The 19,312-nt window shown below is 67.8% G+C and carries 16 protein-coding genes; 7 read left to right on the forward strand and 9 right to left on the reverse strand.

The features are described 5' to 3' along the window. The first annotated feature begins 81 nt into the window (after window positions 1-81). Complete coding sequence (locus tag ACSAMQ_RS15730; protein ID WP_435396550.1) at window positions 82-537, forward strand: DUF3106 domain-containing protein; 456 nt, start codon at window positions 82-84, stop codon at window positions 535-537. A 446-nt stretch (window positions 538-983) separates the two neighbouring features. Here the strand turns inward: ACSAMQ_RS15730 and ACSAMQ_RS15735 are convergent, their stop codons facing one another. Further along, window positions 984-2,102, reverse strand: coding sequence for an NAD(P) transhydrogenase subunit alpha (locus tag ACSAMQ_RS15735; RefSeq protein WP_435396551.1), 1,119 nt, complete (start codon window positions 2,100-2,102; stop codon window positions 984-986). A gap of 210 nt (window positions 2,103-2,312) precedes the next feature. Continuing rightward, window positions 2,313-4,631 carry a DUF1631 family protein gene (locus ACSAMQ_RS15740; RefSeq protein WP_435396552.1) on the reverse strand — a complete coding sequence of 773 codons (2,319 nt, stop codon included), beginning with the start codon at window positions 4,629-4,631 and terminating at the stop codon, window positions 2,313-2,315. Window positions 4,632-4,757: 126 nt separating this feature from the next. Between ACSAMQ_RS15740 and ACSAMQ_RS15745 the strand changes: the two genes are divergently transcribed. From ACSAMQ_RS15745 to ACSAMQ_RS15755, 3 genes are all read left to right on the forward strand, one after another. Continuing rightward, window positions 4,758-5,342, forward strand: a complete 585-nt coding sequence (locus tag ACSAMQ_RS15745) for a nitroreductase family protein (RefSeq protein WP_435396553.1) — start codon at window positions 4,758-4,760, stop codon at window positions 5,340-5,342. A gap of 23 nt (window positions 5,343-5,365) precedes the next feature. Next, entirely contained in the window at window positions 5,366-6,295 is a 930-nt protein-coding gene (locus ACSAMQ_RS15750; RefSeq protein WP_435396554.1) for a 5'-3' exonuclease, read from the forward strand. Between the two features lie 141 nt (window positions 6,296-6,436). Then, window positions 6,437-6,931, forward strand: a complete 495-nt coding sequence (locus tag ACSAMQ_RS15755; RefSeq protein ID WP_435396565.1) for an NUDIX hydrolase — start codon at window positions 6,437-6,439, stop codon at window positions 6,929-6,931. A gap of 859 nt (window positions 6,932-7,790) precedes the next feature. Here the strand turns inward: ACSAMQ_RS15755 and pip are convergent. Further along, window positions 7,791-8,732: a prolyl aminopeptidase gene (pip, locus tag ACSAMQ_RS15760; RefSeq protein WP_435396555.1), complete on the reverse strand. Its 942-nt coding sequence runs from the start codon at window positions 8,730-8,732 to the stop codon at window positions 7,791-7,793. Between the two features lie 97 nt (window positions 8,733-8,829). Continuing rightward, complete coding sequence (prmC, locus tag ACSAMQ_RS15765; RefSeq protein ID WP_435396556.1) at window positions 8,830-9,693, reverse strand: peptide chain release factor N(5)-glutamine methyltransferase; 864 nt, start codon at window positions 9,691-9,693, stop codon at window positions 8,830-8,832. Between the two features lie 477 nt (window positions 9,694-10,170). Here prmC and ACSAMQ_RS15770 point away from each other — a divergent pair, with 477 nt between their 5' ends. Continuing rightward, window positions 10,171-11,820, forward strand: coding sequence for a PKD domain-containing protein (locus ACSAMQ_RS15770; protein WP_435396557.1), 1,650 nt, complete (start codon window positions 10,171-10,173; stop codon window positions 11,818-11,820). Window positions 11,821-12,548: 728 nt separating this feature from the next. Here the strand turns inward: ACSAMQ_RS15770 and ACSAMQ_RS15775 are convergent. Together ACSAMQ_RS15775 and ACSAMQ_RS15780 are read right to left on the reverse strand one after the other, a co-directional pair. After that, window positions 12,549-13,076 (reverse strand): carboxymuconolactone decarboxylase family protein, encoded by a 528-nt coding sequence (locus ACSAMQ_RS15775; RefSeq protein ID WP_435396558.1) that lies wholly within the window; start codon window positions 13,074-13,076, stop codon window positions 12,549-12,551. Between the two features lie 344 nt (window positions 13,077-13,420). After that, window positions 13,421-13,960 carry a peroxiredoxin gene (locus tag ACSAMQ_RS15780; protein WP_435396559.1) on the reverse strand — a complete coding sequence of 180 codons (540 nt, stop codon included), beginning with the start codon at window positions 13,958-13,960 and terminating at the stop codon, window positions 13,421-13,423. Window positions 13,961-14,107: 147 nt separating this feature from the next. Here ACSAMQ_RS15780 and ACSAMQ_RS15785 point away from each other — a divergent pair, with 147 nt between their 5' ends. Together ACSAMQ_RS15785 and ACSAMQ_RS15790 are read left to right on the forward strand one after the other, a co-directional pair. Beyond that, window positions 14,108-15,058: a LysR substrate-binding domain-containing protein gene (locus tag ACSAMQ_RS15785; RefSeq protein ID WP_435396560.1), complete on the forward strand. Its 951-nt coding sequence runs from the start codon at window positions 14,108-14,110 to the stop codon at window positions 15,056-15,058. Then, complete coding sequence (locus ACSAMQ_RS15790; protein WP_435396561.1) at window positions 15,055-15,699, forward strand: hypothetical protein; 645 nt, start codon at window positions 15,055-15,057, stop codon at window positions 15,697-15,699. The genes ACSAMQ_RS15785 and ACSAMQ_RS15790 overlap by 4 nt, the downstream gene beginning before the upstream one ends. A 275-nt stretch (window positions 15,700-15,974) precedes the next feature. Here the strand turns inward: ACSAMQ_RS15790 and msrA are convergent, their stop codons facing one another. From msrA to ACSAMQ_RS15805, 3 genes are all read right to left on the reverse strand, one after another. Then, window positions 15,975-16,640, reverse strand: a complete 666-nt coding sequence (gene msrA, locus ACSAMQ_RS15795) for a peptide-methionine (S)-S-oxide reductase MsrA (protein WP_435396562.1) — start codon at window positions 16,638-16,640, stop codon at window positions 15,975-15,977. A gap of 861 nt (window positions 16,641-17,501) precedes the next feature. Next, complete coding sequence (locus ACSAMQ_RS15800; RefSeq protein ID WP_435396563.1) at window positions 17,502-18,047, reverse strand: adenine phosphoribosyltransferase; 546 nt, start codon at window positions 18,045-18,047, stop codon at window positions 17,502-17,504. A gap of 42 nt (window positions 18,048-18,089) precedes the next feature. After that, complete coding sequence (locus tag ACSAMQ_RS15805; RefSeq protein ID WP_435396564.1) at window positions 18,090-19,031, reverse strand: DMT family transporter; 942 nt, start codon at window positions 19,029-19,031, stop codon at window positions 18,090-18,092. Window positions 19,032-19,312: the final 281 nt, after the last annotated feature.

Here is a 19,312-nt window from a genome sequence, read left to right on the forward strand (position 1 = left end):
GACTTCTTCCAGATTCGCATGCGGCGACGCGCGCCTAACGTGGCCTCAGCTCAATCCGAGCTCGCTCATTAGGACGCCCCCATGTTGCCGTTATCAAGGACCGCTCTGGCCCTGCTCGCCGCCGCACCGGCCTTCGCCGGCGAACCGCCGGCCGCCGCCCGCAGCGGTGCGCCGTTGCCGGCCTGGGAGCAATTGAGCCAGGCCCAGCGCGAGCAACTGATCGCGCCGATGCGCGATCGTTGGAACAACTCGCCCGACGAGCGCCAGCGCATGCTCGAACACGCCCGCCGCTGGCAGCAGATGACCCCCGACGAGCGCCAGAACGCGCGTCGCGGCATGAAGCGCTGGGAGCACATGAGCCCGGAGGACCGCGGCCAGATGCGCGCGCTGTACGCCAAGATGCGCGGCCTCGACGACGAAGGCCGGCGCGCCCTGATGGCCAAATGGCGAGCCATGACCCCGGAGCAACGTCGCGCCTGGGCGCTGGCCAACCCGGCGCCGCCGAAACCGGATAGGCCGCACCCGCCGCGCGATTGAGGCATTCGGGGCGGGGCCGGGTTGCGCGGTGGCGTTAGGCTGCGCGTTGTCGCTCTTGTGGTCCCGCCGCCGCCTGTAGGAGCGGCGTAAGCCGCGACCACTGGATGCGCAGACACCGCAGCGCCAACGTCACTGATCGAAGCCCCGAAATATCGCGGGTAAGAGCGGCAAGCCGCGACCGCGTGCCCCAGTCGCCCGCGCCGGCGGCCGCCGACTCGTGGTCGCGGCTTGCGCCGCTCCTACCGTGGCGAAAGTCTGTCGCTTCGACGAATGGCTGGGCCTTGGTACCTCTGCCCGTCCGCGGTCGCGGCTTGCGCCGCTCCTATCCCGGCGCGCGTACGCCGCTTCGATGAATCACGGTGGCTTTGTTATCTCTGCGCGTCCGTTGTCGCGACTCGCCTCGCTCCTACAGGGAGCGATCGCTAACGACTCAAGCCATCGACTGCTTACGCCGTCGCGGCCGCCGCCACCGCCGGCCGTTCCGGCCACACGGTCTTCGCCAGCAATTCGTCGTTCCAGTCGTAGTTCACCGCCCCGTCGTTGACGAACAGGCTGACGAAATTGAACACGTTGCGCGCATACATCTCGCTGGCATGGACCGCGCCGCTGCTGGCGAGGTTCAGCGGGCCGGCGACGATCACGCCTTCGACGTCGATGGTTTCGCCCGGCCGGGTGAGTTCGCAGTTGCCGCCGGTTTCGGCGGCCAGGTCGACCAGCACGCTGCCCGGCTTCATGCCGGCGATCATCGCCGCGGTCACGATCTTCGGCGCGGGACGCCCCGGCACCGCGGCGGTGCAGACGATCACGTCGATGTTCTTGAGATGCTCGCCGAGCCGGCGCTGCTGCTCGGCGCGCTCTTCCTCGGTGAGCTGGCGCGCATAACCGCCCTCGCCCGCGGCGCTGACGCCCAGGTCGAGGAACTTGCCGCCCAGCGATTCGATCTGCTCGCGCGTTTCCGGGCGCACGTCGAAGCCTTCGACCTGCGCGCCGAGGCGCTTGGCGGTGGCGATCGCCTGCAGTCCGGCGACGCCGGCGCCGACGATCAGCACCTTGGAGGGCCGGATCGTGCCGGCCGCGGTGGTCAGCATCGGGAAGAAGCGCGGCGCCAGCTGGCCGGCGATCAACACCGCCTTGTAGCCGGCCATGCCGGCCTGCGAGCTGAGCACGTCCATGGCCTGCGCGCGGGTCGTGCGCGGCAGCCGTTCGAGCGGAAACGCTTGCAGGCGGTTGGCGACGATGGCCTCGCCGCGCGCGGCATCGGCCTGCGGCGCGAGCAGGCCGACCAGCGCCGCGCCTTCGCGCAAGGCGCCCAGGCGGGCGGGATCGGGCGATTGCACGCACAGCACCACATCGGCCTGGCCGAGCGCCGCGGCGGCATCGTCGGCCAGTTCCGCACCGGCCTGGACATAGGCCTCGTCGGTGAAACTGGCGGCACGCCCGGCACCGCGCTCGATGCGCACGCGCGCACCTCGGGCGATCAGTTTCTTGCAGGTCTCCGGCGTCAGCGCCACGCGCTTCTCTCCGGCCGCCGTCTCGCTCGCAACGCCAATCGTGATGCCCGACATGCTTCGCTCCGTGCCCCGTTCGCCGCATCGTAGCGGAATGACCGGCGGCCGTGCGATCTCGATGCCTCCGGCATCGCCACCATGCCCGGAATCCATTGCCCCGATCGAACGCCCCGATCGAATGTGCTCGGCCGGCCTGAATGCAAAACCCGCCTGGCGGCGGGTCGGGGTCGGGGTCGAGGTGAAATCCTGGCAGGCGCGGGGCCGGACTCAGATCACCCGGTCCAGATGCCGGCGCACCTGGCGCATGGCTTCGTCGAATGCAGTGCGTTCGGCGCCGACCACGAGGCGGCCGGCCGAGGCCAGCGTCGCCAGCTCTTCGGCCGAGGCGACCAGCGCGCGTACGCCGCGGCGGTTGACCAGCAGAAAACGCGAGGTCAGCGGACTGCTCCAGGCGACCTTGACCGCGATCGTCTCGCCCTGGGTGTTGGTCAGCCGCAGCCAGTCGCCGGGTTCGAGCTGGCGCATGCGTTCGGCCAGCAGGGGATCGTGATTGGCCGAGGTGGTGCCGGCGGCGAGATACAGGCGGCGCTCCTCGGCGACGTCTTCCTCGACCTCGGCCGTCGTCGGCAAGGGATGCTTGGCGCGTTCGATATCCGGCGTGACCAGCGCGCGCACCAGGCCGGCCATGCCGTGCTGGGCGGCGCTGTCGTCGAGGCCGGAACTCGCCAGGCACTGCACGATGATCGGCTGCAACGCGAGCAACTGGTCGGCCAGTTCGCGGCCCCGGTTCTCGGCGGCGAGGCGATCGGCCATGACCAGGGCGTCGCCGAGCGCCAGCGCCTGCGCGCGGCGTTTGGGATCTTCGTTCTCGCGCAACAGCACCTGCACCATGTGATGGCGCCAGGGCGTGGCGAGAAAATCGGCGACCGCCTGGGTCAGGCGCGCTTCGCCGATGCGCTCGCGCACCGCCGCGTCGGCCTGGCCGCGCGCCGCGCCCAGACGCTCGCGGCCGTAGGTGGCCTTGGCCGCGCGCTGTTCCTGCAATTCGATGCGGCGCCGATGCTGCGCCAGCAGGGCGTCGAGTTCGGCATGGGCCAGCTCGAACACCGCGAGGTCTTCGTTGTAGTCCGAAACGATGCGCTGCGAGATCGAGGAGGCGCGCTCGAGCAGGTCGCGGTCCTGCGGCGTCTCGCCGTCGTTGCCTTCGCAGGCTTCGGTGATCGCGTCGAGCAGGCGCCGCGCGGGGTGTTCGCGCTTGACGAACACTTCGTTGTCGGTCAGCGCGACCTTGACGTAGGGCATGACCAGGCGCGCATAGACGCGGCGCGCGCGGTCCTGCAGGGCGTGGTTGCGGAACAGCGAGTCGAACAACAGCGCGACCAGGTCGATCGCATCGTCCTCCTCGGCGCTGAAGCAGGTCTGGTCCGGATTGAAGCCGAGCCGGCGCGCGCCGTCGTAGAGCTGGTCGCGGATGGTCTCGCCCAGGCGTCCGGACACCGCCAACGCGCGCGCATAGGCATCCGGCGGCTCGGGTTGCAGCAGCGAGGCCATGCCGACGACCTCTTCGACGCGCAGCTCGCGCCGCGGCGCCATCGAACGCTGCGGCATGTGCCCCGGCGGCAACCCGCCGGCCTTGACCAGGCCTTCGCGCCAGGCGTGCAGCTGCGAGCGCAGCTCGGCCAGTTCGTTGGCCATCGCCGCGACGTCGGCCTGCGAGACCGGCTGCGACGGATCGTGGCCGCCGCCGTAATTGTTCGAACGCGCCGCGCCCGGGTGGCCGGCATGGCTTTCGCCGCCGTAGCCGCCCGTCGCGGCGTTGTAATCGTGCATGGGCGTCGAGGACTCGCGATGAGGCACGGTGTCGAATACGTCGTCGAGCGTATTGCGCTCGCGCCGGTCTTCGGCCGCGCGTACCGGCGCGCCGGGCGCCATGCTGCCGTGACCGACGCCGTAGCCCGCGGTCGCCAGCAAATTGTTGATGCGGCCGTAGAGGTCGCCGAGCAACCGCGCGAGCTCGTGTTCGTATTCGCGGAACAGGCGGACGCGCAGGCTTTCGGTGACCTGGGTTTCGGCGTAGACCGAGATGAAGGCCTTGACCAGCCGGTAGGGACCGAACGGGTTGATGCCGGTCGGAGAGCCGATCGAGGCCGACAGCATCTTGAGCCGGCCCTGCAGCATCTCCAGCGGCCGCAGATAACGCTGTTCCAGCGCTTCGGTCAGGCGTTCGCCGTCGAGGTCGAAGGCCAGTTGCTGTTCGCCGACCAGTTGCAGCGGCGAACCGCCGAGCCCGCCGACCGCCGAGGCCGGGGAGCGGAAGGCCTCGAAACCGAGCCCGACCTGCTGCCGAAACGCCATGACATGACTGGCCTGCTGCTGGCGCAGGACCCACAATGCGGCCTGGTCTTCGTATTGGTGATTACGGCCGTCGCCTTTCAGCGATTCGGCCTTCAGGGCTTCTTCGATCGGTGCGTACAGGGTGCCCGGCAGCCCCCCGAGTTGCTCGAGCGTCTGTCGTTTGATTTCTTCGAGCACGCGCGACGGGTCGGTGCGCGTGGTCTGAGCGACGCCGTGCAAATGACCGGACACTAGCGAAGTTCCCCTGGATGCTTGACGCAGGCGCGTCGGTTTCCGACTGCCTCTGCAGGATAGTGCCAAGATGCGTCCATTAATGCATTGCCGTTCATTTTTGTGACAGGAGTCAATTTGTCTTCCATGCAACCCAATGATCTCGACTTGCTGCGCGCGCTCGATAACCGACGTTCGGTACCGGCCAAGCAACTTTCGGCCCCCGGACCGGACGAATCGACGCTTCAGCGTATGTTGCAGTCGGCCGTGCGCGTGCCGGACCACGGCAAGCGCGTGCCGTTCCGCTTCCTGGTCCTGCGCGGCGACGACCGCCATGTGCTCGGCGAACGGGTCGCCGCGCGCGGCATCGAACTGTTTCCCGAGGCCGGCGCCGGTGCCGTGGAGAAAGATCGCACACGCTTTTCTCACGCGCCGATAATCGTCGCGGTGATCGCCAAGCTGGGCCCGGACGAAAAAATCCCGGAGTTCGAGCGCACCCTGACCGCCGGCTGCGTCTGCTTCGCCCTGCTGCAGGCTGCGCAGGCCTTCGGCTTCGGCGCGGTGTGGCTGACCGGCTGGCCGGCCTACGACGAGCAGGTCCAGCGCTGGCTGGGCCTGGCCGCCGAGGAACGCATCGCCGGCTTCATCCATATCGGCACGCCCAAGCTCGAAGCGCCCGAGCGCGACCGTCCGGACCCGGCCGATCTGACCCAGATCTGGTCGCCGACCTGAGCGCCGCATGCTTGAATGACGCCATGACTATCGGGCCGCGCACTCCGCTTTATCTGGTCGACGCCAGCCTGTACGTGTTTCGCGCCTGGCATTCGATCCCGGACGAGTTCCAGGACGCCGAAGGCTGGCCGACCAACGCCGTACACGGTTTCGCCCGTTTCCTGCTCGAGCTGATCGAACGCGAGCGCCCGCGCCACATCGCGATCGCCTTCGACGAAGCCCTGGACTCGTGCTTCCGCAACGCCCTGTATCCGGCCTACAAGGCCAACCGCGATCCGGCGCCGGAAGCGCTGCGCCGCCAGTTCGGCCACTGCAAGGCCTTGTGCAGCGCGCTGGGCCTGTCGGTGCTGGCCCATGTCGAGTACGAAGCCGACGACTTGATCGGCAGCGCACTGGCGACCATGCGAACGCACGGCTACCGCGGCGTGATCGTCTCGGCCGACAAGGACCTGTCGCAACTGCTCGACGGCCACGACGAGCAGTGGGACTTCGCCCGCGGCCAGCGCTGGACCGCCGAAGGCGTGCCGGCGCGGCATGGCGTGCTCGCGCGCCAGATCGCCGACTACCTGGCCCTGACCGGCGATGCGGTCGACAACATCCCCGGCGTGCCCGGCATCGGCGCCAAGACCGCGGCGGCCCTGCTCGGCCATTTCGATACCCTCGACGCCTTGCTCGCGCGGGTCGAAGAAGTGCCGTTCCTGCGCGTGCGCGGCGCCGCCAGCGCGGCCGCACGGCTGCGCGAACACCACGCCCAGGCGCTGCTGTGCCGCCAACTGGCGACGATCGCGCTCGACGCCCCGCTCGGCGACAGCAGCGGCCACTTCGTGCGCGGCCAGGCCGACGGCGCCGGCCTGCTGGAACTGTGCGATCGCCTGCGGTTCGGGCCGATGACCCGCCGTCGCCTGCACGAAGTGGTGGGGCTGGACTTCGCGACGTCACAGGTTCCGTCGTAGCATCGCAGTCTTGCAACAACACTGCGATGCCATGACGCGAGGAACGCAATGACGCCGGCCGACCACGGACACTCCGACCGACACGACCACGGGCACGACGCCGAACGCGTCGAGACCCTGTACGACGGGCAATGGCTGCGGATGATGCGCCGCGGCCACTGGGAGTACGCCGAACGCACCCATGGCAAGGGCATGGCGGTGATCATCGTCGCGGTGACGCCGGAGGACCGGATCCTGTTCGTCGAGCAGTACCGCGTCCCGCTGGCCGCGCGCACCATCGAAATGCCGGCCGGCCTGGTGGGCGACGACCACGCCCACGACACCCTCGAATCGGCCGCCAGCCGCGAGCTGGTCGAGGAAACCGGCTGGGAACCGGCCCGCGTCGAAGTGCTGTTGACCGGCCCGACCTCGGCCGGCATGAGCAGCGAACGCATCGCCTTCGTCCGCGCCACCGGCCTGCGCAAGGTCGGCGACGGCGGCGGCATCGACGGCGAAGACATCCTGGTCCACGAAGTCCCGCGCGCCGAGGCCCCGGCCTGGCTGATGCGCAAGCAGGCCGAAGGCTTCGAGCTCGACCTGAAGCTCTGGGCGGGCCTGTGGATGATCGACCGCAACCCGGACGGCAGCGCCGCCTGACGGGGCGCCTGAGGGGGCGGCGGCGTAGCGACGACGGTTGCGTGGTTTCGACGAGACGTTGCTGATGCAGGGACCTGCCTTTGCAGAAGCGACGTGAGTCGCGACTGCGGCCGCGCAGGGAAAACCGAGCCGTCGCCCTCGATCGAAGCAGTGGGCTTTCGCCAGGGTAGGAGCGGCGCAAGCCGCGACCGCCATATCTCGATGTCGCGTCGTCTTCGGGTGTGCCCCTGTAGGAGCGACGTGAGTCGCGACCGCGACGCGCACAGATGACGGGGCCGTCGCCGTTCGCCGAGGCGGCGTGCTCGCGCCAGGGAGGAGCGGCGCAAGCCGCGACCGCCATGTCCCAATGTCGCCTCGTCTTCGGGTGTGCTCCTGTAGGAGCGACGTGAGTCGCGACCGCGACGCGCAGAGATGACGGGGCCGTCGCCGTTCGCCGAGGCGGCGTGCTCGCGCCAGGGTAGGAGCGGCGCAAGCCGCGACTGCGTCGTTACGGTCTTGCAGCGCCTCTTTCGTCTAATCGATCAAGATCAAGATCAAACCCAAAGCTTCCGCCACTAAAGCGGCGGGTTACTTTCTTTTGTCCAAAGCAACAAAAGAAAGGTAACCAAAGAAAAATGCTTTGTTTTGAATCACCAGCCCGCACGCGCGGTGCTTCCGCGGTGATTTTTCATACGGGACCTCCCTGTCCCGATGAAAAACGGCCCGCATCCCTGCGGGCCGCCCTTTGGGTCTTCTGTTGCCTTCGCGAGCGCCAAGCTGCTTACGGCAAAGGCAAAGCAAAGCAACCGTTGCCGGTTCGCAGCCGCTCTTGGGTAGGTGCAAGGGCCGGTACGGATGCTGCTCCGTCGGCGAAACGCGATCAGGCGAACCGATCCGTCGCCTGCACCAAGGCGTCCACGTTCTCGTCCTCGAACGCCGAATGCCCCGACGCCGGGGTGATCGTCAGCTCGGCTTTCGGCCAGGCTTTCTTCAGTTCCCAGGCGTTCTGCACCGGGCAGACCACGTCGTAGCGGCCATGCACGATCACGCCCGGAATGTCGGCGATCTTGTGCGCGTCGCGCAGCAACTGGTCTTCGACTTCGAAGAAGCCGCCGTTGACGAAGTAATGGTTCTCGATGCGGGCGAAGGCGAGCGCGAACTTCGCATCTTCGTGGCCGCTGACGAAATCGTCGTCGACGTGCAGGAAGCTGGTCGCGCCTTCCCATACGCTCCAGGCGCGCGCGGCGTCGAGACGGGTCTTCTCGTCTTCGCTGGTCAGGCGGCGATGGAAGGCGCTGATCAGGTCGTGGCGCTCGACCGGCGGGATCGCATTGACGTAATGCTCCCACGCATCCGGGAACAGACGCGAGGCGCCTTCCTGGTAGAACCACTCCAGCTCCCAGCGGCGCAGCATGAAGATGCCGCGCAGGACCAGTTCGGTCACGCGCTGCGGATGGGTTTCGGCATAGGCCAGCGCCAGCGTCGAGCCCCAGGAGCCGCCGAACACCTGCCAGCGGTCGATGCCGAGCTTGGCGCGCAGTTTCTCGATGTCGGCGACGAGCTCCCAGGTGCCGTTGTCGACCAGATCGGCGTGCGGGGTCGAACGGCCGCTGCCGCGCTGATCGAACAGGACGATGCGGTACTTGGCCGGGTCGTGGAAACGGCGCATCTTCGGGCTGCAACCCGCGCCGGGGCCGCCGTGCAGCAGCACCACCGGCTTGCCGTCGGGATTGCCGCACTGTTCGTAGTACAGGGTGTGGCGGTCGTCGACCTGGATCGTGCCGGTGTCGAAGGGTTCGATCTCGGGATAGAGCGTGCGCATCGCAGGCCTCGCAGTCGGGATGCGGGAAGTCTAACGGCACCCGGCCGCGATGGCGTGACCCGATCGGGCGTCGGCGACGCCGGTCGCAGGCGCCGAGTCAGCCGCCGGGCTTGCGCGCCAGGCTGACGCGGTCGCGATCTTCCAGGTCGCGTTCGGTGACCGCATCGCCCAGGCCGGCCGCGGTCAACAAGGCGCGCACCGCCGCGCCCTGCTCCCAGCCGTGTTCGATCAACAGCCAGCCGCCCGGCCGCAGATGCGCCGGCGCTTCGCTGGCGATCACGCGGATCGCATCGAGCCCGTCGGCGCCGGAAGCCAGCGCGGTCAGCGGCTCGTGACGCAGGTCGCCCTGCTGCAGATGGATGTCGCCGTCCTCGATGTACGGCGGGTTGCTCGCGATCAGATCGAAGCGTTCGCCCGCCAACGGCGCGAACCAGTCGCCATGGCGGCATTCGACATTATTCAATCGCAGCGAGGCGGCGTTGGCGCGCGCGACCTCGAGCGCATCCGCGCTGAAGTCGACCGCGATCACTCGCGCACGCGGACGCTCGAAGGCCAGCGCCAGGGCGATCGCACCGCTGCCGGTGCCGAGGTCGGCCACCGCGAGGTCGCGGTCTTCGGGCAGGCGCGCCAGAGCCAGTTCGACCAGGCGTTCGGTCTCCGGACGCGGGATCAGCGTCGCCGGCGTCACCGCCAAGTCGAAACGCCAGAAGCCGCGCTGGCCGAGCAGATAAGCCACCGGTTCGCCGGCGACACGGCGCTCCACCAGGCGCCGATAGCCCTGCGCGGCCACCGCATCCATCACATGATCGTCGTGGGCGAACAGCCAGCTGCGCGGTCGGCCCAGCGCATGCGCGAGCAACATCTCGGCCTCGCCGCGGCCGATCAGCGCGCGCGCCCGGCATAAGGCGGCATCGACGCGTTCGGCGCCACTGTCGCGGTGCGGGTCGGAGGGGGAAGTCATCGCCGCATCCTACGCGAGCCGGCCGCGGATGCGCGGGTCTGCGTACCCGGTTGTCGAACGCGATGCTGTATCGCCCGCCCCGCCGCACATCGCTCGGCGAACGTCCTCGCAAGCACACTCGCACTCGCGTCGATCTACGTCCCCTGCCGCGGCGCCGCGCGAAACCCTGTTGCGGCGCAGCGCGCTCGGACGCCGCAGCGCGCGGTGCGTCCCGGTTTCGCGATCTTCGGCCACCACGCCAAGCGCCTTGATTGAGCGGGGAAAAATCCTGGCCAAGCCGCATTTAAACGTTTTTACCCTTATTTAAATCGATCCAAATATTGACACGCCGATTTTGCCGCTCTCAATGTCGCGCGTCGCCGCTCATCGGCGACAGGGAGCGCGTCGTCGCGGTAAGAGCCCATCGCTCGCCGTCGCCAGCCACGCGCATCGATGCCACCGCGTCACGCCGTGACGTCCACTGCAGGGGATCGTTCCATGCCGAAGTCGAACCAGCACCTTCCGAATCGCCCCCACTCCACCGGTGCCGAGGCCCGGCGGCCCAAGCGCGCGCTGCCTGCCTTGATCGCACCGGCGCTGATGACGCTCGCCGTGACCGCCGTCGCACCGGCTTCGCACGCCGCCGAGTCGGCGATCTTCGGCGGCGGCCCGTTCTATTCCGGCGGCCAGACCGTGATCAACGACCTGCGCAACTCCGGCTTCACCACGGTGTTCCTGTGGAGCATCCACATCGAAGCCAACGGCGACCTGGTCTACAACGACATTCCGATCGTCAAGAACGGCGCTTACACCGGCGCGGACGCCGACTGGCCGGCGCGGCTGGCCTCGCTGAAGACCGCGCCGACTTCGGTCAAGCGGGTCGAGGTCTCGATCGGCGCCTGGGGCGTGCCCGACTTCGAGCGCATGGCCAACCTGGCCAACGGCACCGCCGCCGGCTGCGGCACCACGATCGTCTGCGGCACCGGCAGCACCAGCATCCTTTACCGCAACTTCCAGGCGCTGAAGACCGCCACCGGCGCCGACGCGGTCAACTTCGACGACGAAAGCCATTACAACGTCGCCGACACCACCAAGTTCGGCCAGATGCTGGTCGGGCTCGGCTACAAGATCACCTTCGCGCCGTACACCAACACCAGCTTCTGGCGCGGGGTCAAAGACAATCTCGGCGCCTCGGTCGATCGCATCTACCTGCAGGTCTACGACGGCGGCGCCGGCAACGATCCGGCGAGCTGGAACACGGCGATGGGCATGACCGTCATGCCCGGCCTGTGGACCAAGCACGGCACCGGCTGCACCGCCGGCGACAGTCCGGCGCAGGTGCAGACCCGCATGGCCGGCTGGAAGACCAGCGCCGGCATCAGCGGCGGCTTCCTGTGGCTGTACGACGACATTCAGAAGTGCTGGGCCCAGGGCACGACCGCGCAGTACGCCGCCGCGATCAACAACGCGGTCAGCGGCAACACCGCGCCGGTGGCGAATTTCGGCGTCAGCATCAACGGCCTGACCGCGAACTTCAGCGATTCCTCGAGCGACAGCGACGGCAGCATCGCCTCGCGCAGTTGGAACTTCGGCGACGGCTCGACCTCGACCGCGACCAACCCGAGCCGTACCTACGCCAGCGCCGGCAACTACACCGTCACTCTGACCGTCACCGACAACGGCGGCGCGACCCATACCAAGACCCAGACCGTCTCGGTCGGCAGCGGCAACGTCAACCTGGCCCTCAACAAGCCCGCGACCGGCTCGACCGCCTGCAACAGCAGCGAAGGCCCGGCCAAGGCGGTCAACGGCAGCACCTCCGGCGGCAACACCGACAAATTCTGCTCGCTGGCGGCGTCGTCCTGGCTGCAGGTCGACCTGGGTTCGACGCAGACCGTCAGCAGTTTCGTCGTCAAGCACGCCGGCGCCGGCGGCGAATCCACCGCCTGGAACACCAAGGCCTTCACCATCCAGACCTCGACGAACGCCAGCACCTGGAGCACCCCGGTCACGGTAAGCGCCAACACCGCCAGCACCTCGACCCATTCGATCAGCGCCACCTCGGCCCGCTACATCAAGCTCAATATCGGCACCCCGACCCAGAACGGCGACCCGGCGACGCGGATCTATGAGTTCGAGGTGCGTTGAGAGCGACCGCGAAACCGGCGACGGTTGCCGTTGCCGTAGCTGCGCGTGGCTGCGCGCTAGCGAAGGCAGTAGAAGACCCAAAGGGCGGCGCGCAGGGATGCGCGCCGTTTTTCATCGGGACAGGGATGTCCCGTATGTAGAGCCCCGCGTCGGCATCGAACACGCGGGCCCTTGATTCAAGGAAAAGCACTTTTCTTTGGTTAGCTTTCTTTTGTTGCTTCAGACAAAAGAAAGTAACCCGCCGCTTTAGTGGCGGAAGCTTTGGGTTTGATCTTGATCAGCATCTTTCTGGTCGAGACACCGCGAGATAGAGCAACGATGTCGCGGCTTGCGCCGCTTCTATCCTGACGGGCCGCGGCCGGCATCGGCGCGAGGTGAGAGGTCGCAGTCGCGACTCACGTCGCTCCTACAGGGACGGACCCGGAGACGGCGCGAGATTCGGACATGGCGGTCGCGGCTTGCGCCGCTCCTACCGTGCGAAAGCACGCCGCTTTGATGAATGCCGTTGGCATCGTTGTATCTGCGCGTCCCGCGGTCGCGACTCACGTCGCTCCTACAGAGCGAGCCCGCACGAGGCCCAACGCGATGTGGCGAATCCCCCCTGCAGGAGCGGCGTGAGCCGCGACCAAGCAACACGCAGAAGCAACACGACCTGCCCCACAAACGAAATCGCCGGCATTCGCCGGCGATTTCGAAGCAACATCGAACTGATCGATCGTATCAACCGATCACATCTGCTCCAAGGTCACCGCCACCGCATGCACCACCGCGCCGATCTTCAGCGAACTCTGCACGCCCTGCGCGCTGATCTCGTGCTTGCGCACGACCTTCTCGTGCGAATCCATGCACGCGCCGCAACCGTTGATCGCCGACACCGCCAGCGAAGCCAGCTCGAAGGTCATCTTGTCGATGCCCGGATTGGCCATGACGTTCATGCGCAGGCCGGCGCGCAGCTGGCCGTACTCTTCGTTCTGGATGAGATGGGTGGCGCGGTAGTAGATGTTGTTCATCGCCATCACCGCGGCCGCGGCCTTGGCGCCGTTGATTTCTTCCGGCGACAACTGCTCGGCGGCGAAGGCCTCGATCGCGGCGGCCAGCGGCTTGTGGCGCGAGGCGATCGCCGAAGCCAGGGCGATGGCGCGGATCTGCTTGCCGTCCAGGCCCGGCGAACCGGCGTCGCTGAGCACGCTGTCGAGGTTGAGCTTGAGGTCCTTGGCGTAATCGGGAAGCGAGTTGCGAAGATCGGAAAGGCTCATCGGAGAACTCCTGGAATCGGCGGGGGATCGTCGGGTCGCGGCGGCACGGGACGGCGGTCGCGGGGACCGGGCACGCGCCATCGCCTGGCGGGCATGCGCATCGCGCACGGCTGGCTGGGAAACGACACGAACGGGATGGAGCGAATAGGAACAGTCGGGGCGAACCCCGACTGCGGGCATCCCGCACGGGAGGGAGGGAGGACCGGCGAGGCCGGCCCGCATGCGGGACTACTTTGAAAACTGCGCTGGCGGCGGGCCGACAGCGCAGGCAAAACCAGAGGGGAGCCGGGTCACGGAATCCGGCTCCGCGGGGAATCACTCCCGGGTCGTGCGATCCGAACGGATCAGGCGACCTTGAGGGTGCTCTCGCCCTGGGTCCAGTTGCACGGGCACAGCTCGTCGGTCTGCAGGGCGTCCAGCACGCGCAGGACTTCCTGCGGGTTGCGGCCGACCGAACCGTCGGTGACGTAGACGAAACGGATGACGCCTTCCGGATCGACCAGGAAGGTGGCGCGCTGGGCGACGCCGTCTTCAGAGAGGATGCCGAGGGCCGAGGTCAGGTCCTTCTTGATGTCGGCGAGCATGGGGAACGGCAGGTCGCGTAGGTCCTTGTGGTCCTTGCGCCATGCCAGATGCACGAACTCGCTGTCGGTCGAGGCGGCCAGCACCTGGCAGTCCCGGTCGAGGAACTGCTGGTTCAGGTCGCCGAAGCCCTTGATCTCGGTCGGGCAGACGAAGGTGAAGTCCTTCGGGTAGAAGAACACCAGCAGCCACTTGCCCTTGTAGGTGTCGTTGTCGATGTCGGCGAACGCGGTGTCGAGGTTTTCGATACCGACGGTGGCCTTGACCTTGAATTTCGGGAACTTTTCGCCGATCGAAAGCATTCGGATGACTCCTTGAAGGGATGGGAGGGATGAAGAGGGGTTGTTGCCGAGGAACAACTCAGGGGTCGTATGTTGCACCCCAGCAATTGATTACTGAAATGAATTGTTCCTATTATGGCGATAGTCTATGTCAATTGGCGGCTATCGATGAACCTGCGTGATCTCAAATATCTGGTCGCCTTGGCCGATCACAAGCATTTTGGCCGCGCCGCCGCCGCAAGCTTCGTGAGCCAGCCCACGCTTTCGACCCAGATCAAGAAGCTCGAGGAGGAACTCGGCGTGTCGCTGGTCGAGCGCGCGCCGCGCCGGGTCATGCTGACCCCGGTCGGGCGCGACATCGCCGAGCGCGCGCGCAAAGTCATCGCCGACGTCGAGCAGATGAGCGAGATCGCCCGACGCAGCCAGGACCCGGAGGCCGGCACGGTGCGGCTGGGGCTGTTCCCCACCCTCGGCCCTTACCTGCTGCCGCATGTGGTGCCGGGGCTGCGCAAGCGTTTCCCGCGCCTGGAATTGCTGTTGGTCGAGGAAAAGACCGACCAGATCCTGGCCCGGCTGCGCGACGGCCGCCTCGACGCCGGCCTGCTGGCGCTGCCGATCCACGACGACCAGTTGCACGTCGAACCGCTGTTCGACGAGCCCTTCCTGCTGGCGGTGCCGCAACAGCACCCGATGGCCGGGCGCGACACCCTCGAACTGCACGATCTCGACGACCAGCACCTGCTGCTGCTCGAAGAAGGCCATTGCCTGCGCGACCAGGCGCTCGACGTCTGCCGCATGTCCGGCGCCGACGAGCGCGACGGCTTTCGCGCCACCAGCCTGGAGACCCTGCGGCAGATGGTCGCCGCCGGGGTCGGCATCACCTTGCTGCCGATGCTCGCGGTACAGCCGCCGGTGCCGCAGTCGCCCGACATCCACCTGCTGCGCTTCGCCGGCGACCCGCCGCACCGGCAGATCGGCATGCTGTGGCGGCGCAGTTCGGCGATGTCGGACTTCCTGCTGCAGTTGGCCGAGGAACTGCGCAAGTTGCCGGCTTCGTTGCTGCAACCGCCGCGCGGCAACGGGCACGGCGCGCGCAAGCCGGCCCGGGACACGCGATGAGCCCACGCGCCTGGGTCGTGTGTTGCCTGATTTTGAGCGCGATCGGCTGGTGGTACTCGCCGGTGTCGCCGCGTCCGTTGCACTTCCCCGCCCCGGCGGACGGCGCGAGCATCGACTGCCCGATGCCGCCGCGCGTGGCCGACGGGGCCGAACCCCTGCAGACCCCGGTGCCCGCTTCGCTGCGGCCGTTCCGGCTCGAACCGGGCGCGGCGACGCCGCTGGCCGGCTTCAGCATCGACGGCCGGGTGCTGTCGCGACGCGACTACCGGATGGGGCGCGAGGCCGAGTTCTCGCCGACCGACCTGGCGATCGGCTGGGGGCGGATGCGCGAGGACAAGGTCCTGTCGCAACTCGACATCACCCAGGAAGTGCGTTTCCTGACCTATCGCTACTACGGCAAGCCGCCGATTCCGGTCGACGAGATGCAACGCTCGGTCGGCAACCTGCACATCATTCCGGCCAGCGCCGAAGTCGCCCGTGCGCTCAAGCGCGTGCGCAAGGACCAGCGCGTGCGCGTCGACGGCTGGCTGGTGCGGGTCGAGAACGAGCAGGGCCTGCGCTGGGACAGCTCGATGAGCCGCACCGACAGCGGCAAGGGCGCCTGCGAGCTGGTCTATGCCTGCTCGATCCAGGCCTACTGACCGAGGCCCGCCGATCTACGGATGCAGGCCGACCGACCGCCGGCGCCCGTGCCGGCCGACGGGCCGTTATCTTCGCAGCGACACGAGCGTCCTTTGGCCTGCGGGTCTGGCGCAAACGCCCTTGGCCGAGGCCCTCGGCCGGTAACCGCCGCCGTCGGCCAAAAGAAACGGCGCACCGAAGTGCGCCGTATCGGACTTGCCTGGATCGGACTTGCCTGGATCGGACTTGCCTGGATCGGGCCTGCCTGGATCGGGCCTGCCAGGATCCGCCCTGCTCAGACGGCCACGCCGATCGGGCAACTCACTCCGGTGCCGCCGAGGCCGCAATAGCCCATCGGATTCTTCGACAGATATTGCTGGTGCTCGTTCTCGGCGTAATAGAACGTCGGCGCCGGGTGCACGATCTCGGTGGTGATCTCGCCGTACCCGGCCTCGCGCAACTTCGCCTGGAAGGCATCGCGACTGGCCAGGGCGGCCTGGTACTGGCTCTCGGTCTCGCAGTACAGCGCCGACCGGTATTGCGTGCCTTCGTCGTTGCCCTGGCGCATGCCCTGGGTCGGGTCGTGGCTCTCCCAGAACACCCGGAGCAGATCCTCGAACGCGATCAGCTTGGGGTCGTAGACCACCAACACCGCTTCGGTGTGCCCGGTCTGACCGCTGCAGACCTCGCGATAACTCGGATTGGGGGTGTAACCGCCCGAATACCCGACCGCCGTCGTGAATACACCCGGCAGCGACCAGAACTTGCGTTCGGCGCCCCAGAAACAGCCCATTCCGAACTGGACCCGCGCCAGCCCCTCGAACCCGTCGCGCAACGGCCGCCCCAGCACATGATGGACATTGTCCAGCGGCAGCGGCGTACCGCGCCCGGGCAACGCATCTTCACGTTGCGGCATGCGCTGCTTGAACGCGCCCACGCCAGGAATGGAGGAACCGGCCATCGTCTTGTCTCCGTTTGCGTCGAAGGACGCCGTGCGGTTGAGATGTGGGGATCGGGGCCGGGATTCAAGCGGGTGGGTTGGCTTCGAGTTGGCAGCGCCCGGCATCACCCCGCCCACCCCGGTTTTGCTTTCGGCCTTGGCCTTGGATTTGGCCTTGGCTTTGGCCGTGCGCCGCCGCGCACTAGCGAAGGCAATCGAAGACCCGGAGGGCGGCCCGCAGGGATGCGGGCCGTTTTTCATCGGGACAGGGATGTCCCGTATGTAGAGCCCCGCGTCGGCATCGCTCGTGCGGGCCCTTGACTCAAAGAAAAGCAACTTCTTTGGTTACCTTTCTTTTGTTGCTTTAGACAAAAGAAAGTAACCCGTCGCTTTAGTGGCGGAAGCTTTGGGTTTGATCTTGATCTTGATGTTGATGTTGATCTTCCACGAAGTATGCGCCGCGAGCCCGCAACGGCGCGGTCGCGGCTCGCGCCGCTCCTACCCCGCGAAAAATTATCCCTTCGATCGATCACGAAGGCATTGCGGCCTCTACATGTCCCGTGGTCGCGGCTTGCGCCGCTCCTACCCTTCGAGAGTGCCCCCGCTTCTACGAACGATGACGGCCACGTCGCCTCTGCGCGTTCCGCGGTCGCGACTTACGTCGCTCCTACAGGGGATGGACTCACGGCATTGCGTTGCAAGCGTCAGGCCTATGTAGGAGCGACGTAAGTCGCGACCACGACGCCTCAATCTCGCGCCGATGCCGACGCCAGCCCATCAGGGTAGGAGCGACGCAAGTCGCGACCGCGCAGGCTCCCGGTCGCCTCGCCACCCGCCTGAAAACATGCGCCATCGCAACGCGAGCCGCGCCCCCCCCAACCCTCAGTAATGCAACAACGCATGCACCGGCGCATCGCCCGACCAGCGTTCGCGGCCGCGCAGGGCGTCGAGTTCGATCAACACGCTCGCGCCGACCAGCACCGCATCCAGCCGCTCGACCAGTTCGCGCGCGGCCGCCAGGGTGCCGCCGGTAGCCAGGACGTCGTCCACCAGCAAGGTGCGTTCGCCGGGCTTCAAGGCATCGCTGCGTACCTGCAACTGGTCGCGGCCGTATTCCAGTTCGTATTCGACCGCGATCAACGGCGGCGGCAGCTTGCCCGGCTTGCGCACGGGTACGAAGCCGGCGTGCAGCTTCTGCGCCAGGGCGGCGCCGAAGATGAAACCGCGCGACTCGATGCCGCATACGGCCTGAACGCCGCTGCCCTGCCAGGGCTCGGCCAGGGCGTCTATGCAGCGCGCGAAACCGCCGGCGTCGGCCAGCAACGGGGTGATGTCGCGAAAGGTCACCCCCGGCTTGGGGAAATCGGCGACCGCGCGGATCAGCGCATCGATGCTTTTCAGGGAGTCGTTCTTCAGGGGTTCGTTCATGCGCTTACCTTGCCGCAGACAGGAGGATGAGGAAAGCGCGGTTCAGGCGGCGTCGCCGCGACGCACCGAAAACATCGGTTGGTCCCCGCGCAACAGGCCGAGGAAGATCCCGGCCAGGGACAGGCCGATGCCGAGCAACTCCATGCCGCCCAGGTGCTTGTGGAACAGCAGCACATCCCAGACGTAGGCCAGCAAGGGTTGCAGCAGCAGGCACAGGCCGACGATGCCGGCCGGCAGTTGCGGCATGGCGCGGCCGATCACCAGCCAGCCCAGCACCTGGGCGATCGCGGCGTAGGCGAACAGGATCGTCCAGTCGTGGGCGCTGGCGGGGATCAGGTTTTCGCCGCCGAACGGCACCGACACGCCGAGCATCGCCGCGCTGCCGAGGCACAGCCACCACTGCAGGGCCTCGTTCGGGGTCTGCCGGCGCCGCGCCTGCGCGGCACGGAAGGCGAGCAGGAACACGCCGTAGGCCAGCGCCGTGCCGAGGCCGTAGATCACGCCGAGACGGAAACGCGCGTCGACGCTTTCCCAGCCCGGCGCGAGCAACAGGCCCAGGCCGACCAGGCCCATCAGCAGGCCCACCCACAAGCGCCAGCCGGCGCGTTCGCCGAACACCAGGGCGCCGACACCGGCGAGGACGAAGACCTGGAAGTTGGCGAGCAAAGTCGCCAAGCCGACCCCGACATACAGGATGCTGCGGTGCCAGAGCCACAGGTCCAGCGCGAGGAAGGCTGCGCCGAGCATCACCAGGCCCAGGGTGCGCGCGTCCGGGCGCCAATGGCGCATGCGGCCGCGCCGCCAGGGCTGGCCGAGCAGCGCCAGCAGGATCACCCCGGCCAGGGCCATGCGCCAGAACGCCGAGGCGGCCGGGCCGATCTCGACCCATTTGACGAACACCGCCGAACTGCTGATCACCGAGGCGCCGATCAGCATCTCGATCAGCGGCGTACGCAGGGTGGCGGAGGAAGACGAGGCGCTCATGCGCGCCTCCCCGAGGTCAGCCGAAACGATGCGCGAGACATGAGCAGGACTCCATGAGCACCGGAGCGCGGTCGGAGCGATCCGGAGGCCCCGCGTCGGCGACCGGCATTCGGCCGGACGCGCCACGAGGCTCGATGAGTAGAGAGAGAGAGCGGCGTCAGGCACGCGGCCTGTCTGCCGTGGCCCGCTTCCGCCGGGCGGTCGAGGGCTGGCGGCGATCCGGGCGTCGCGGCCCGGGCTCAGGCCGGAAGCAGGCCCGGCGGCGGCATCGCCCCGTTCGG

It is taken from the genome of Lysobacter sp. 1R34A, assembly GCF_051217035.1.
Lineage (GTDB): Bacteria > Pseudomonadota > Gammaproteobacteria > Xanthomonadales > Xanthomonadaceae > Lysobacter.

What these genes read in the sequence shown, in the direction of transcription:
- ACSAMQ_RS15730 (WP_435396550.1), top strand. Translation starts at nt 82, where the DNA reads ATGTTGCCGTTATCAAGGACCGCTCTGGCCCTGCTCGCCGCCGCACCG.
- ACSAMQ_RS15735 (WP_435396551.1), bottom strand. Translation starts at nt 2,102, where the DNA reads ATGTCGGGCATCACGATTGGCGTTGCGAGCGAGACGGCGGCCGGAGAG.
- ACSAMQ_RS15745 (WP_435396553.1), top strand. Translation starts at nt 4,758, where the DNA reads ATGCAACCCAATGATCTCGACTTGCTGCGCGCGCTCGATAACCGACGT.
- ACSAMQ_RS15750 (WP_435396554.1), top strand. Translation starts at nt 5,366, where the DNA reads ATGACTATCGGGCCGCGCACTCCGCTTTATCTGGTCGACGCCAGCCTG.
- ACSAMQ_RS15755 (WP_435396565.1), top strand. Translation starts at nt 6,437, where the DNA reads ATGATGCGCCGCGGCCACTGGGAGTACGCCGAACGCACCCATGGCAAG.
- pip (WP_435396555.1), bottom strand. Translation starts at nt 8,732, where the DNA reads ATGCGCACGCTCTATCCCGAGATCGAACCCTTCGACACCGGCACGATC.
- prmC (WP_435396556.1), bottom strand. Translation starts at nt 9,693, where the DNA reads ATGACTTCCCCCTCCGACCCGCACCGCGACAGTGGCGCCGAACGCGTC.
- ACSAMQ_RS15770 (WP_435396557.1), top strand. Translation starts at nt 10,171, where the DNA reads ATGCCGAAGTCGAACCAGCACCTTCCGAATCGCCCCCACTCCACCGGT.
- ACSAMQ_RS15775 (WP_435396558.1), bottom strand. Translation starts at nt 13,076, where the DNA reads ATGAGCCTTTCCGATCTTCGCAACTCGCTTCCCGATTACGCCAAGGAC.
- ACSAMQ_RS15780 (WP_435396559.1), bottom strand. Translation starts at nt 13,960, where the DNA reads ATGCTTTCGATCGGCGAAAAGTTCCCGAAATTCAAGGTCAAGGCCACC.
- ACSAMQ_RS15785 (WP_435396560.1), top strand. Translation starts at nt 14,108, where the DNA reads ATGAACCTGCGTGATCTCAAATATCTGGTCGCCTTGGCCGATCACAAG.
- ACSAMQ_RS15790 (WP_435396561.1), top strand. Translation starts at nt 15,055, where the DNA reads ATGAGCCCACGCGCCTGGGTCGTGTGTTGCCTGATTTTGAGCGCGATC.
- msrA (WP_435396562.1), bottom strand. Translation starts at nt 16,640, where the DNA reads ATGGCCGGTTCCTCCATTCCTGGCGTGGGCGCGTTCAAGCAGCGCATG.
- ACSAMQ_RS15800 (WP_435396563.1), bottom strand. Translation starts at nt 18,047, where the DNA reads ATGAACGAACCCCTGAAGAACGACTCCCTGAAAAGCATCGATGCGCTG.
- ACSAMQ_RS15805 (WP_435396564.1), bottom strand. Translation starts at nt 19,031, where the DNA reads ATGAGCGCCTCGTCTTCCTCCGCCACCCTGCGTACGCCGCTGATCGAG.